The organism is Paenibacillus sp. FSL L8-0708 (assembly GCF_038009325.1).
GTDB classification, from domain to species: domain Bacteria; phylum Bacillota; class Bacilli; order Paenibacillales; family Paenibacillaceae; genus Paenibacillus_AQ; species Paenibacillus_AQ odorifer.
On the sequence record NZ_JBBPBC010000001.1, the window covers coordinates 6,816,976 to 6,830,552 of the forward strand.

At 40.3% G+C, this 13,577-nt stretch carries 13 protein-coding genes; 1 reads left to right on the forward strand and 12 read right to left on the reverse strand.

Going from position 1 to position 13,577, the window contains the following annotated elements; translation table 11 throughout:
* Positions 1-10: 10 nt before the first annotated feature.
* The 11 genes from NYE58_RS32065 to NYE58_RS32115 all read right to left on the reverse strand — a co-directional run bounded on the left by NYE58_RS32065 (position 11) and on the right by NYE58_RS32115 (position 12,042).
* Positions 11-1,354 carry a sensor histidine kinase gene (locus NYE58_RS32065; protein WP_081392613.1) on the reverse strand — a complete coding sequence of 448 codons (1,344 nt, stop codon included), beginning with the start codon at positions 1,352-1,354 and terminating at the stop codon, positions 11-13.
* Positions 1,355-2,023 (reverse strand): response regulator transcription factor, encoded by a 669-nt coding sequence (locus tag NYE58_RS32070; RefSeq protein ID WP_076128780.1) that lies wholly within the window; start codon positions 2,021-2,023, stop codon positions 1,355-1,357.
* Positions 2,024-2,051: 28 nt separating this feature from the next.
* A complete protein-coding gene (locus NYE58_RS32075) occupies positions 2,052-4,013 on the reverse strand; it encodes an ABC transporter ATP-binding protein/permease (protein WP_076128781.1) in 1,962 nt (653 codons plus the stop codon).
* 207 nt (positions 4,014-4,220) lie between these two features.
* Positions 4,221-4,364, reverse strand: a complete 144-nt coding sequence (locus tag NYE58_RS32080) for a hypothetical protein (protein ID WP_162636847.1) — start codon at positions 4,362-4,364, stop codon at positions 4,221-4,223.
* A 16-nt stretch (positions 4,365-4,380) separates the two neighbouring features.
* On the reverse strand, positions 4,381-4,899 hold the full coding sequence (locus NYE58_RS32085; RefSeq protein WP_341004327.1) for a DinB family protein: 519 nt from the start codon (positions 4,897-4,899) through the stop codon (positions 4,381-4,383).
* A 168-nt stretch (positions 4,900-5,067) separates the two neighbouring features.
* The gene (locus tag NYE58_RS32090) at positions 5,068-5,724 is read right to left on the reverse strand and encodes a response regulator transcription factor (protein WP_341003945.1); all 657 of its coding nucleotides are present in this window, start codon (positions 5,722-5,724) and stop codon (positions 5,068-5,070) included.
* Positions 5,702-8,083 carry an ATP-binding protein gene (locus tag NYE58_RS32095; RefSeq protein WP_341003946.1) on the reverse strand — a complete coding sequence of 794 codons (2,382 nt, stop codon included), beginning with the start codon at positions 8,081-8,083 and terminating at the stop codon, positions 5,702-5,704. Before NYE58_RS32095 ends, NYE58_RS32090 begins: the two co-directional genes overlap by 23 nt.
* A 139-nt stretch (positions 8,084-8,222) precedes the next feature.
* Positions 8,223-9,032: a CPBP family intramembrane glutamic endopeptidase gene (locus tag NYE58_RS32100; RefSeq protein ID WP_341003947.1), complete on the reverse strand. Its 810-nt coding sequence runs from the start codon at positions 9,030-9,032 to the stop codon at positions 8,223-8,225.
* Between the two features lie 662 nt (positions 9,033-9,694).
* A complete protein-coding gene (locus NYE58_RS32105; protein WP_076185481.1) occupies positions 9,695-10,924 on the reverse strand; it encodes a glycosyl hydrolase family 8 in 1,230 nt (409 codons plus the stop codon).
* 241 nt (positions 10,925-11,165) lie between these two features.
* The gene (locus NYE58_RS32110; protein WP_076219252.1) at positions 11,166-11,702 is read right to left on the reverse strand and encodes a DUF2812 domain-containing protein; all 537 of its coding nucleotides are present in this window, start codon (positions 11,700-11,702) and stop codon (positions 11,166-11,168) included.
* A 16-nt stretch (positions 11,703-11,718) separates the two neighbouring features.
* Complete coding sequence (locus NYE58_RS32115) at positions 11,719-12,042, reverse strand: PadR family transcriptional regulator (RefSeq protein WP_036681391.1); 324 nt, start codon at positions 12,040-12,042, stop codon at positions 11,719-11,721.
* 137 nt (positions 12,043-12,179) lie between these two features.
* Between NYE58_RS32115 and NYE58_RS32120 the strand changes: the two genes are divergently transcribed.
* Positions 12,180-12,350 (forward strand): hypothetical protein, encoded by a 171-nt coding sequence (locus tag NYE58_RS32120; RefSeq protein ID WP_155288200.1) that lies wholly within the window; start codon positions 12,180-12,182, stop codon positions 12,348-12,350.
* 79 nt (positions 12,351-12,429) lie between these two features.
* Here NYE58_RS32120 and NYE58_RS32125 read toward each other — a convergent pair whose 3' ends face one another.
* Positions 12,430-13,428 (reverse strand): globin-coupled sensor protein, encoded by a 999-nt coding sequence (locus NYE58_RS32125; RefSeq protein WP_076219251.1) that lies wholly within the window; start codon positions 13,426-13,428, stop codon positions 12,430-12,432.
* Between the last annotated feature and the right edge of the window lie 149 nt (positions 13,429-13,577).

Here is a 13,577-nt window from a genome sequence, read left to right on the forward strand (position 1 = left end):
AGCCTGTTAACTATTCATAGGGTTGAGAGACAGGGATCGAGACAATAAACTGAGTTCCTTCCCCAACCTTGCTCTCCACTTCTATTTTACAATCATGCATTTTTAGAATTTTTAATACAATAGATAATCCAAGTCCATTCCCTTTATGAACGCTGCTCCGCGCTTTATCCACCATATAAAAACGATCAAAAATGCGGGGCAATGCTGCCTCTGGTATGCCTTGACCAGAATCTTTAATAGAAACCTTCACAAACGCTATAGAACGCTCGATTTCGACATGAATGATACCCTCTTGGCTTGTATATTTTATAGCATTATTGATTAGGTTTTGCCAGACTTGATCAAACAAATCTTTATCCACCGTAATTTGGCAGGGTAATAAATCCAATTCTATCTGAATGTTTTTCTGTGCCCATTGTGGCTCCGCCAGAACGATCGCTCTTCTTAACTGTTCATCCAGCTGAAAAGTGGTGAGATTAACCGGATGATGTTCTGAATCAAGCGACGCTAATCTAAGCAGATTGTCACTTAGGCGGGATAAGCGCAGCGTTTCCTGATAAATAATATCCAGATGTTCTTTTTGCTCTTCTACTGGAACCACACCATCTTGCAGCGCTCTAGTAAACCCTCTAATGGACGTAAGCGGAGACTGCATTTCATGAGAGACATTGCTGACAAAATCATCACGAACAGAGTCTATCTTTTGCAGCTCACTAGCCATATGATTAAAGCTTTCCATCAGTTCCCCGAACTCATCTTGATTTTTATGCGTCAAGCGCACAGATAAATCGCCTGATGCCATTTTTTTAGCTGCTTCCGTCAGACGTTTGATAGGCTTAACAATGAATCCGGACATCAAGAGAATCAGTAAACTTCCAATGACTAAAACCGTTAGAAGTGTAAAAAACACGTTGCGTCTGAATGTGATCAAGCTCGACGAAAAATCAATTTTAATGATGAGCGCAGCTTTCTCCTTATCTACGATGGGAATGCCAACAATAGCAACACCAGACTTATCATTAAGCATCACTGCGTCTGTGGAATCCGGCTTAAATAGAGCGGCAACCTTCTCCTTATCCACTGAAAAAACAGCATCACTCCACTCATTCACTCTCACTTTCGCAATATCGACCCCATATTTATTGAGCAGTTTAGTAAATGCCTGTGCTTTTTCCGGATCATCGATTAGGGTAAGCACTTTGGCTACGTCTCCAGCTACTCTAATGAAGATATGGTTTGGGGTCACATTATTTTCGGAAAACCGTACATTTAGCAAAAAAGAGATCATTAAGCTGACGATCACAATCCCAATGAACGTAATGACAATACGCAGACGCAGGCTTTTTTTCAACATTCAGGCCAACTCCAGACGGTATCCAAGTCCTCTTACCGTAGAAATAATTAGCTCGGGAATCGATTCAAGTCTTTCTCTCAGACGTTTGATATGCACATCTACCGTACGCTCGTCGCCTTCATAATCGACACCCCAAATATTTTCTATGAGCTGAGAACGCGTGAATATTTGCCCTGGCGAACCCGCCAGAGCAAATAACAACTCACATTCCTTTTTCTTCAACTCCACCGTTCTCTGAGCCGTAACAACGTTCAAATTCCCCAGATCAATCATCACTGCGCCTAGTTGAATCACACTCGAGGAGGTTAAATGATATCTTTTTAATAGTGATTTTACCCTCAGGACCAATTCAATGGGATCAAACGGTTTGACTAAATAATCATCTGATCCGGCATTAAATCCTCTGACTTTGTCCTTAGATTCTCCTCTAGCTGTAACCATCAGAATTGGAATATCGATATAAGACCGGATATCTTCGGTCAATTCAATACCATCTACATTTGGCATCATCACATCTACAATCACCAAATCGATCTTTGTATGCGCTAGAATGTCTAATGCCTCTTGACCGTCTGCTGCTTCCACTACGGAAAATTGGTTTTTTTCAAGATATAATCGTATTAATCTACGGATATGAGAATCATCATCCGCCACTAGAATCGTGTTCATCTCTCAATTTTCCTCTCCGCTAACCTATTTATTCATATCGTAGAGATTCCATTGGATCCAGTTTGGCAGCCTTAGAGGATGGCATCAAACCGGCGATAATACTAATCAGGGTACTCACAACGATCCCAAATAACACATAATAACCGGATAGATTAATAAGTTTCACTCCAAAAGCATTGTCCAAGAGAATATTTAACACATAACTAATGACAATGGCAAAGAGTACCGCAAAGATACCGCTGAATACACCTAATAAAGCTGATTCAGAAAAGAATATACGTTTGATATCTTTTTTCCTTGCGCCAATTGCCCGAAGAATCCCAATTTCCTTAGTCCGTTCCACTACACTGATATATAGCACAACCAATATCATGATCCCTGATACGAGAAGTGAAATCCCGGCAATACCAGAGAGAACTATAGTAGCCATATTCACATAAGTTGTGATTCGCTCCATGATTTTTGCCGATTGAGAACCTGAGAATCCAGCATCAACAGCGGCTGCATTAATATCATTCACATATTTCATATCGGTTGCAAAAGCATTAACTTGAATTGGACCTATTGTAATCCCCTTGTCAACATACATTTGCTCCAAAGTCTGCGCTGGAAGATAACCCGTGGGTTGCATTTGCGCTCTTGGATCAGTGCTTTCATAAATACCAGAGATAGTGACTTCTTGTTCCAATGTGATCGGTTTATGCTTAGCATCCATTTCATTAATATATAGATAAATCGATTTCCCTACTAAAGACTCTGGACTGTCATTTCCGCTTAATTTACTTGCCGTTTTCACGGGTAATAATATCTCTTTGCCCTCTGGAAAAGCCCCTGCGGTAATCGTCTCTTTAGCAAAAGCATCCGTTAAGGTTGTTAATTGTGTAAGACTAACCGTCTGATCTGCATAAACCATAGTAGATTTGCCCGAAATGGAAGTGATGGTTTCTACATAATCAACATTTGGAATATTTCGGATGGTTTCAATATCGGCAGCCGTAAACGTTTCGCCGGGCAACATCATTGCCTCTGGACCTTGCATGCCTTTAGCTTCTTCACTGGGTTTAGTTATATCCACGAGTAAAGGATCCATACTTGAATTAATTTCGTCATTCATATAGTTCGTAATTCCATTCCCTAAGGAAAGCATCAACAGTACGCTTAAAATACCAATAGACCCACCCAAAGCTACCAATACATTACGTTTGGCGTTGAGTTTCATGTTCTGCAGAGCCATTTTAAAAGATGCAAATAAACTGAGATTCCGGGATGACCCCTCTCCTCCATCGTAACTAATCAAAGAGCGGTCCTTTAACTGAATATCATCTTTAATCCGTCCTTCTTCCACCTTTACGATACGGGTACCAGAGTCGGCTACTTTCTGTGAGTGGGTCACGGTAATGACCAATATCCCTCTTTTGGCTATGCTGTCCAATAAGGCTAAAATTTGATCGCCGGTATCCTTGTCCAAGGCCCCTGTAGGTTCATCTGCCAAAATAATATCAGGATTATTCGCTAGCGCGCGGGCGATGGACACTCTTTGCTTCTGTCCACCGGACAGCTGATTGGGACGTTTTTTCAGGTGCTCTTTCAAGCCTACCTCAGTCAAAATATCTATAGCACGTTTATTACGGTCCTTCTCACTGGTATCCGTCATCTGCATCGCCACTGTAACATTCTCCAAAACTGACAGATGTGGGATCAGATTGAAATTTTGAAAAACGAAACCAATATTGTTCTTACGATAATCATCCATTTCCTTTTCGGTCATCGTGCTTAAATTCTTTCCGCGGACAAGGACCTCGCCCTCATAATCGGAGTCCATTCCCCCAATGATGTTCATCAGTGTGGACTTTCCGCAGCCAGACTCACCTAGAATAGAGACGAATTCACCTGTCTCAAAGCTTAGATTCACATCATGGAGTACTGGCACCTTTTCTTTACCGTACAAAGTATATGATTTCTTTACATGTTTAACTTCTAATATTTTCATTTGTTTCTCTTCCTCTCCTGGTCATGCTCTATATCTCTTTTGATGTTTCATATCCTAACAAATTTGTGTGAACTGATAATGAACTGGATAGCCATATGGAAGAGTCAGAGCTACAGCAGATATTTAGGTTAAGCAATATAAAAAGGCGAATTCACACTCAAAATGAGTGGAACTCGCCTTTTCTATTCGGCTTATTTTCAAAAGAAATTAGTGCATGAGGTAATAAGCTAATCCTCCAACTTGTTTTCCGGCGTAATAAACGATGTCTATAATCACCACTGTTAATACAAATTTCGAGAGCAGCGGATATTTCTTAAATAAAGGCTTTATATTTTTCTCTATGTACTCCATTCGCGCGCCTCCTTTCTTAAGCTAGTGCTCTTTTTCGGATCAGCCTAATCTGGCCTCTATGATTGATTTCATCCTCAAAAACGTGAAACCACATAAAATAGTAGTTCGCAGGTTTGTTATGCCAGAATTCCTCTTCAGTATATAACCAATTATCATCGACGGTTGCGAATAATTCATAAGTCTTTTGTCTAACTTCATTTAGGCGATCTAAATAATAGCTAAGGTCATTCCCCTTAATATTGGCTCGTCCTTCGTCGCCTAAATTTAATGCTGGTCCCCATTTTGTTAGCTCTTCTTCAGACAAATCTCTTTGCTCAAACGTTGCCACTTGATATGCATATTCTACAGCAGCGTAGTGCAATAATAACGCTCCAATAGAGTTACTCTGAGCATCCAATAAATAATCCAGTTGTTCCACAGTTAGACCCTTCACGGCTTCTAATGTTGTATATCTTGCATAGTTCATCATGGATAAAAGTCGGCTGATTTGCGGGGAGTAACCTGGGATATCTGTAATCAAAAATATTTGGTTCATGTCAATCATATGGATGTTCCTCCTTGATTTATTCAGAATAATACTCTAAATACCGGAATGGTTCAGAATTATGAATTACAGGTAATGACGATCAAGATGTCAAAGTGAGGTGCTTAACACCATGAATAAAACTAACAAAACTATGTATTGGGTTGTATGGGCTTCAACTTAGAAAGTCTCCATCCTAACAAGACCTAGTCGCTTCCCTTCCACTATAGCTTCGGATCTGGAATGTACACTAAGCTTCTCAAAGATTCTCGTCAGGTTATACTCTACAGTCCTTTGTGACATTAAAAGCTTGCTGGCTATGTCTTTATTGCTTTTTCCACTAGCTACTTCTTGGAGTATTTCCTGTTCTCTTTGATTAATGGACACTTCTTCAAGCAGCCGATTATCCTGGTGATTAGAAATCTTGATATCATTTCTTCGTAGCTGTTTAAGTAAAGACACCGGAATGACCGCCTCATTCCTCAGCGCACAACGAATGGTATTTAACAACTGTTCCCGGGAAGCTGTTTTAGAGATAAATCCTGTGACCCCTGACTCCATCAAAAGATTATAGTGAGCACTGATCTCATATCCGGTATAAATCACCACTTTAGATTCAGGATCACGTTGAACGGCTCTTTTGGCGAATTCAAGTCCGCTGATGGTAGGCATGTTGAGGTCGCATAAGATGACATCAAATTCTTGTTGCTCCAGCCTATCCAAAGCTTCCATCGCTGACAAAACAAAAGTAACCTCCATATCCGCGTCCTGCTCAATCATAGTTTTAGTTCCTTCTCCGACTGAAGGATGATCATCAACCAACAAGATACGTATCATCGTCATCGCCTCCTCTGTGCTTTTCTTCTACAAAAGCCATTGTCGGTAAATAAATAATAACCTCCAGTCCCTTCCCTTTCTCCGAGGTAAAAGTGCACTTCCCCTCTAAGCTCGCAACACGTTCTTTGATTCCAGACAGGCCCATATGCTGAAAAGATTCCCTGATATCAACTATATTCATGCCAATCCCATCATCCTTATATCGAAAATAGAGGTGCTCTTGCTGGTCCAGCTCAATTTCAATCTGATTCGCCTTGGCATGTTTCCCGGCATTCCGCAGGAGCTCCTGTACTATTCGATACAACGCAATCACCAGGTCTTCACTTAGCTCACCAATCGGACTGGATGTAAAGGTGATAATGTAGTTGGACTGCAGCTGGGCATACTCAAACAATAGTTCCAGTGCCTTCACAATTCCGGTCTCTCTTAGCAGCGGTGGACGCAGTTCATTGCAGGTCTCCCTAATCTGATATATCACATCCAGAAGTCCCTCTTTAATCTGAAGCAGCTCTGGCAAAATATCCGCCTCAATATCATGATCGGAGATCAGTGTTTCCAGCCTGCGAAGCCAAATGAGCTGATCCTGAAGAGCAGAATCATGTAAATCCGCCGCCAGCTTTCTGCGTTCTTTCTCTGATAAGTTAAAGATCAGGCGTAGAACCCATGGTGCTGCATGTAGCTCTTTTTTCATCTCTGCTTCAAGGTCTTCAATCAAGCCTTCAATAAGATATAAATTCTCATAGACAATACTCGCATAATTTGCGAGGGTATTTAACCAGTTAAGCTCATCCGAATTAAGCTTTGTATGGTTCTTCTTATGATCAATCCAGAGGAGATGAAATTTTTTTTGGTGACGTCCAATTACGAGTAAGATCCCCTGTTTGAGTTGAACTACTTCTCCTACCTTAAAAACTGGAGATTTCGATACAAATTCTATGTTGATCTCTTGGCCCGAATTGTCGACTATTTGTTCGAGGTTACTCATATCCTCATCTCTCTCAAAAAAAGCAGACCGACTAACCGGTAAAATCTCATTGATTTCCTTGTAAATTGCAGCCTCCAAATCAGACCGCTTCATAACCTTGGAGATTTGCTTCGAGAATCGCTCCAGACTACCTTGATAATGATAAAGCTCACGGAACAGTTTAGGCCGGAAATAATAATCTATTTTCTCCTTAAAGAATAAAAAGATTGTAATAGATAAATATACAACCAAAAACATCTGAATCCATTTGATCCAATCATACTCTTGCCTGCTCTGAATGATCGCAAGTACGGCTACAATCATTAGCGCCGGAAAAAAAGCAATTAATAAATAATATTTAAACCGATTAAAAGCGAAATCAATATCAAATAGTTGCCTAGCCGTCAGCAGATAAAAATAAGTAACTGGCATCAAAAACAAAAAGATCGTAGTAATTTCGTAAGGAATCAGGTTGACCCCAACAGCAATGGGTGCAGCTGAGAAGAGAACAAACGGTGTAAACGCAAGGATTTGTCCGGTAAGCATAATTTTAAACATCGATTTAAGCGCTGTGCTTCGATAAGTAATGTATAAATATAGCAGCTTAAATATGCTGTAAAAAATTCCAAAAACAAAGAACCCAATAATAATTAACCTTACAAAGGAATACAAGGATCTATCCCAGGAGTAAACCATTAGACTGGAGGTGGAAAATAGGCTTAGTAAAATGACCAGGCCATAGTATATTTTGATTACAGTAGTAGATAGAACTAATACATCAAATCGTTTCAGATATACTTGGAGAAAGTGAATAAAAACCAGTGGAATTAAAGCCAACACGCTACCCATCGCGATTCTACCTATAAGATCAGATCTACTTGAGGCATATCCCGCAAAGTAAGTTATTCCGACTAATAAAAAGAATAAAATCAGCAGCTCTGCTGAGCGATCCCCGCTTTTCCTGCGGTATAATAGAAGGCTTAACACTGCCAAAAAAACAAATGTCGCTCCAGGGACTACAAGCTGGGTAAACGTATGATAGATGGAGGACTTATTCTCAATATCATAATGCAAAGCAAGTGGAGCCCCCCCTTTGGAGTTACGAAGAAGGTCAACGGATTGAACCTGAGTTAAGCTTCCATATCTCACAGCTTCATCCACTTTATCAATCGGTTTCCCATTAACCCGTAATAAGATATCCCCTTCCCTTAGATTCTGTTTATACCCTTCGCTTGAAACGTCTGCCTCAGCAATATAATATTGCCCTTCTTCATTCTGCTCCAGACCAACGCCAAGCAAGATGTTAGAGTGAATGACCCACACAAAATGAATAATAAGAAAAACAAAAAGGCAAAGTAACCCTGATATGAATAACTGGCGGAGTTTTACTGTCATTTCAAATCCCCCGAACGAACAAAATTATATACATATCTCTATTCTTATTTGGTATTCCCCTACCATTTTATATGAATCACAAAGGGAATTATATACTTTTATGCATGATATTCCTTCTCCTCTAAATATCCGCATTGAATTATAGCTCTATCCTGGCTTTTTGCTGGTTCACTCTGTGGTTTCGATTCAGAATCCATATCGCTGCGCAGCCATATAAAATCACTGGAAACCAACCACTCTCCCCGGCTACATACTCCAACATAGGTGAAGAACTGACAGTAATATTGTGCAAAACACTATCTACAGCATTATTAGTTCCGTGTAAAAGCACTGCCGGCCAAATACTACCGGAGGTCAGACGCAGTTCATTTATAATGATGCCCGCAAACATAACAGATAAGGTAAAGAGCACCACCACGAGCCAGCGGCTTCCAGAGGAATGATAAGCACGCGGCCCAAGAATCGCCGGATAATGCCATATAGCCCAGATTAAGCCCATTGTTACACTAGAACTTACTCTTCCCATCCATTGAAAACGCGGGAGCAGCCAACCCCTCCAACCGATCTCTTCCCCCAAAGCAGATAATGAACCAAGAACAATGTAAACGAGCAAATATATAGCAGTCTTGATCCATGAATCTGGAGAAATTAAGCTTGAGTTCCATCCCATCCAATAGACAGCATATCCAGCTCCCAGTGAACCTAAGGGAATAACTAAAGCCAATATGTATTCTTTGCCTCCCCTAAATTTGAAGCCCAACCTTCTCCATCCCTCAGCACTGTATCCATCTCTCACAATCAGAAACATCATGATACATACTGTGAAAAAAGGAGTAAATCCATACAGACCTTGCGCCGATTCCGGAAGCAGCAACATCCCTAACGCCATTGCCCATACGATAATAATAAATAGAAGAGATTGTTTCTTGTCTGAGAGCAATATTATCACCTAACCTTTTTAGATATAAGGAACTATATCTTCCTATTTAATCCAATTGTATATAACCAGGCAGGACGTTTCACCGAAAACAATGTTCGTTAAAACCACAATTCTTTTGCGGTACTGCTTATCTGTATGCCGCAAAGTCTTCAGTAAGGTTGTCCTAAAAATAGTGAAATGGTGAGCGATGTGCGATGTGCAGCGTAAGTGTAAACTAATTAGGGAAATACTCCCTGAAAATAGCCGATTTTGGCTCTAAAAGGACGAAATCAGGGAATTCCTCCCTAATAATCAGAGGGATTTCTTTATTAGTTACTGAATCGGCCAAAATTCAGGGAAGTTTTCCCTAATTATAAGTCTGATGAACAAAATTCTCTGAATTTTAGGGAGAAATCCCCTAATTGCTGTATAAGTGCTTCACTTATTGCATCATTTGGAGCATCATTAGGTACGCCCCATGATTCAATTGGTTATCAAATAAAGGATGCTCCGCCGTAACATTAGAGATCAGGTGGCTTTACTTTTGCCCCTAATCTACTGAAACAAACAGTAGTTGACCAAAAATGCAGAACAGCGATTCCCCGATATTAGGAGAATCGCTGTTCTGTTTGACTTTTATGGTTTTGGGCATGAACGTTTTGGGGACAGCCTTTTTCTAACTATACGTTATCTTAATAGGTCCACCAGTTACCAGACATAACGATCATCGAAAACAGCTTGATGCTGTCTTCATAGTAATCTTCTGCAGCACTGCTTGCTGTGTGGCTCCAGAGAGAATTCAACCAGCTTTGGTAAGTTGATGAGGTCATCGCACTGACTCCAAATGGAGCATAGAAGGCACCGCTATTGTAACTTCCAAATACGGTTCCGTTTAGCTTATACCCATCTTTTATACTACCAGGTGTACTGCTTACTTTAGTCTTAATCCAGCTATTCATCTTATTGAGCTGCGTAAGCGCCCTGCTGTCTCCAGTAATCAAATAATCTGTTGCGATCCGCCATGGGGTACGACAAGAATTGTAATTGTAATTCCCGTCATTGGCATCCTCAAGGAAATTCGCCGCAGCAGGTTTATACACACCCCCAGAGTAAACTACGAAATCAGGCAAGAGCCCAGTGCTAGAGCTATAACCCGTATAAAGGCTATTTATAATCGTGTACGTTTTATCGATAACATTCGTCCAGCGGGTATCTCCTGTAGCCTGTTGGAATGCTTTTAAATGATTTAGCATGAAATCAGAAGGTCTAGTTGCCGTATTATACGAGCCGCTATTCGCCCAGTCACCTAGACGGATCGTCCACTGTGTCTGGTTAATCTCATTGTCCATAATCGCATTAATAATATCTTTTGCAGCTTGTAAATAATTGATTGTACCACTACTTCCCCACTGCTTGTCCGCAAGCAGCAATGAGAACGCTATATCCATATCTCCATCTGTAGCAGAGTCCTCGCCTTCAATATTTTGAAAGCTGCTGTTTTGCTTCCAGGACATCAAATAAGGGTTAATTGCACTTGGGTGAGCCTTGTAATAATTATATAAGCCGTCAAAATAAGTCTGAGCATTGCTGTCATAACCAGCCATCAAAACTGTGAACAACATCCCGTAACCATGTGCTTCAGATACCGTTTCTCCATCTGAATTATACTTAACGTAATATTTGCCAGTGCCAGCTGGTTTGAGATAGGCCGTTTTCCACGCATCCCATTTGGTCTTCACTGAATTATCCATACTGGTCTGGGTTACATTGTTTGGCTTGATAGATCCACTCGTGTAGGTGGTATGTTGCGGAAAAGGTTTGTTCACTGCTGCAAACGCGGAACCGGCAGGAAGAATACTAATTACCAAGCATACGACAATAAGGCTTTTCCAACTCAACCTAAGCTTTGCATCCTTCTTCATCATTCATTGCCTCCTCTTCAATTGTGGTAATAAATTCGAAAGAAAACAGCAAGCTAATTCGTATTCGCTATCATTGTAATACAGAATATGGAATTAATATATAAGAAATTCCATTAATAGATCATTAGTACTATATATCTGAGACTTAGATTTGTTCTCACTCCTCAACTAAAAAAAGGATGGTTCCACAACCAACTTCATTCATGGCTGTGCAAACATCCTTTAGATAAAAATCCATTCGCTATTCTCGTAATTTATTCAATTTGAATCGATACGCAATGTATGGAAGACCCGGAAAGACCAACATACAAAGTGTGACCACTACTAACACCAGGCTGATATTCCTCACGATCTCAGGTAACCATCCATTAACGCCCAAGATCGCTAGGAAGATAAAAGCAATCAAAGCTATAAGCAATGGCAAGGCTACTTTGCCCATCGTTTTCTTTTCACGTTCATATTTGTCAATGAGGGTCCCTGTGTCCGAGTAGATAGGCGCCGTGCCTGCAGCTGCCCGAAAGATATGAAACCCATTTCCGGCAGAACAGACATATGTCCATCCGGCATCTTCAAAAATCAAATAATACTCCTCATCGACATTCGTGTGATAATCTACACTGTACTCAAGATTCTGGGGATCTCCCTTTCTTAACTTATAACCAAAAGGTGCAAAGCTCTCCAGGAGCCAGCCCCTTTTGGCATACTTACTCAATTTCTGCATATCTCCTTTTTCAGTAAAAGCTAAGCCCCCGCTGGTCACATATTTTGTATTCTTCATGCCTATTCCCCACCTTTTATTTGAGAATTTGTTCTGCATGTCTAATCATTTCTTTTCGGCGCTCTACTTCTTTTCTTAGCAATCCAATTCCTTTTTCCGTTGCAATATACGTTTTTCGTTTGTCGTCCTCTTCTTCTTTATACAGCTCAATAAATTCAGCCGCTAACAGCTTCTTAATGGTTGTATACATGGAAGCAGGCCCAATTGAAAATTGATTGTTCGTCATCGTTTCGATTGATTTCATAATCAGATATCCGTGTTTGGCTTCGACTAAAGACAAGAGAATATAAAATGCAGTGTCTGTGAGCTCTCCCATTTCCAATGAGTCCGTTCTTGACACTTAATCACCTCCTCATATGTATCATTAAAAGATATATCATTAAATGAACTATATCTTTTAATGATACACTTGTCAACTGCTGGCATAAAATTCAAACTACCTTCTCATACTAGGTGAAGAATATGGAGGTGAATGTCATGCCCAAAAATAGTGCCAATCCCAAAGAAGCTCCAGGAAAACATCAACCAAGTAAGAAAAACAATGCGGAGAATAACAACAATTTCAATGAAGCCGCTCAGATGGTGAACATCGATAAGGCTGCTGATTATGTGCCCAGCTTAAACGGTGTCTCCAAAACTGATGTTTAAGCTATACCGCTAATAACTTCTTCAAACAAAAAAACACTCCTCAGAATTTTCTGAAGGAGTGTTTCAATCCGTAGCAGTTTCATTTCAAGCTCTCTAACTCAGCAGTCACTTTTTCAATTAAGTTCACGAAGGAAGCCAGCTCTTGAGAGCTTTTGACCTGATCCTTGGAATACATGGAGTTGTGTTCCGATTCTTTTTTCACCTTGGAAAGGGTGGCATTGATATTGTCGAGTTTCTGGTCAATGGTTACCAGTGAATCCTTTGAGCGACGGGCTAGCTTACGAACTTCATTAGCCACAACTTCAAAACCTCTTCCAAACTCCCCAGCTCTGGCTGCTTCAATAGCCGCATTTAGGCCTAAAAGATGCGTATGATCAGCCACTTCTCTAATCATCGTACCCACTTGATGAATAGACTCCACCTCTTTGTCCAAATATAATACCGTTTGATGCGTTTTCTCTTGATAATCAGCATTTTTACTAGCTAAACTTTCTATCGATTCACTGCTATCCTTTAATTGAACCATCAAAGATACCAGCTCCTGAACGGCTGAACTCACTCCTGTAAGCAGGTGATTTTGCTTCTCCAGCAAGTTTTCTATTTTTGCTTTTTCATCCACTTCATAGGCTTCAAGAACGAGCTGTGAATCGAGATTAAACATCTTGGTTAAGGCATGAATAACAGGCTTCCATTCGTTTGGTAATATCCGTTCAAAATAAGCAGTAGCCAAATCCAGATATAATATGTACGTCCCCAAATACCAATTCGTTGTTAATCCAATACGAGAATGGATTTTCCCGATAAGCAAACGTCTTTCAATAAATGCTTCATCGATCACACCAGCGGCCATGGATAAAAAATACCACTGCTGTGTTTCTTTCAATCGATCCAGTGTACTGTGCTGCTCAATGATGAGGAGCAGCTCTGGCTCCATCGTCATCTGTTTATACAGCTCCTCAACCAATGAGCTAACGATTAAGTTGAATTCTTTCTCCTTGCTTTTTAATAATTCTAAATCAGCCTCATTAATCCCTATGTAGCTAACTTGCTGGAGTCGTTCTGGACTAAGATTGATCATACCGTCGTTAACATCCCTCTCATAACTGTTTATTTTTCTCAGCCATCCCCTATGGCATCTATATCTCTTGATTATAAAGGTATTATTTCAATAAATTTTAACACTATATTTACCTATATTACTTAATAATTTTACAAAACCTCACTAGT

What these genes read in the sequence shown, in the direction of transcription:
- NYE58_RS32110 (WP_076219252.1), bottom strand. Translation starts at nt 11,702, where the DNA reads ATGAAGAATACAAAATATGTGACCAGCGGGGGCTTAGCTTTTACTGAA.
- NYE58_RS32095 (WP_341003946.1), bottom strand. Translation starts at nt 8,083, where the DNA reads ATGACAGTAAAACTCCGCCAGTTATTCATATCAGGGTTACTTTGCCTT.
- NYE58_RS32105 (WP_076185481.1), bottom strand. Translation starts at nt 10,924, where the DNA reads ATGAAGAAGGATGCAAAGCTTAGGTTGAGTTGGAAAAGCCTTATTGTC.
- NYE58_RS32075 (WP_076128781.1), bottom strand. Translation starts at nt 4,013, where the DNA reads ATGAAAATATTAGAAGTTAAACATGTAAAGAAATCATATACTTTGTAC.
- NYE58_RS32085 (WP_341004327.1), bottom strand. Translation starts at nt 4,899, where the DNA reads ATGAACCAAATATTTTTGATTACAGATATCCCAGGTTACTCCCCGCAA.
- NYE58_RS32080 (WP_162636847.1), bottom strand. Translation starts at nt 4,364, where the DNA reads ATGGAGTACATAGAGAAAAATATAAAGCCTTTATTTAAGAAATATCCG.
- NYE58_RS32120 (WP_155288200.1), top strand. Translation starts at nt 12,180, where the DNA reads ATGCCCAAAAATAGTGCCAATCCCAAAGAAGCTCCAGGAAAACATCAA.
- NYE58_RS32065 (WP_081392613.1), bottom strand. Translation starts at nt 1,354, where the DNA reads ATGTTGAAAAAAAGCCTGCGTCTGCGTATTGTCATTACGTTCATTGGG.
- NYE58_RS32070 (WP_076128780.1), bottom strand. Translation starts at nt 2,023, where the DNA reads ATGAACACGATTCTAGTGGCGGATGATGATTCTCATATCCGTAGATTA.
- NYE58_RS32090 (WP_341003945.1), bottom strand. Translation starts at nt 5,724, where the DNA reads ATGATACGTATCTTGTTGGTTGATGATCATCCTTCAGTCGGAGAAGGA.
- NYE58_RS32125 (WP_076219251.1), bottom strand. Translation starts at nt 13,428, where the DNA reads ATGATCAATCTTAGTCCAGAACGACTCCAGCAAGTTAGCTACATAGGG.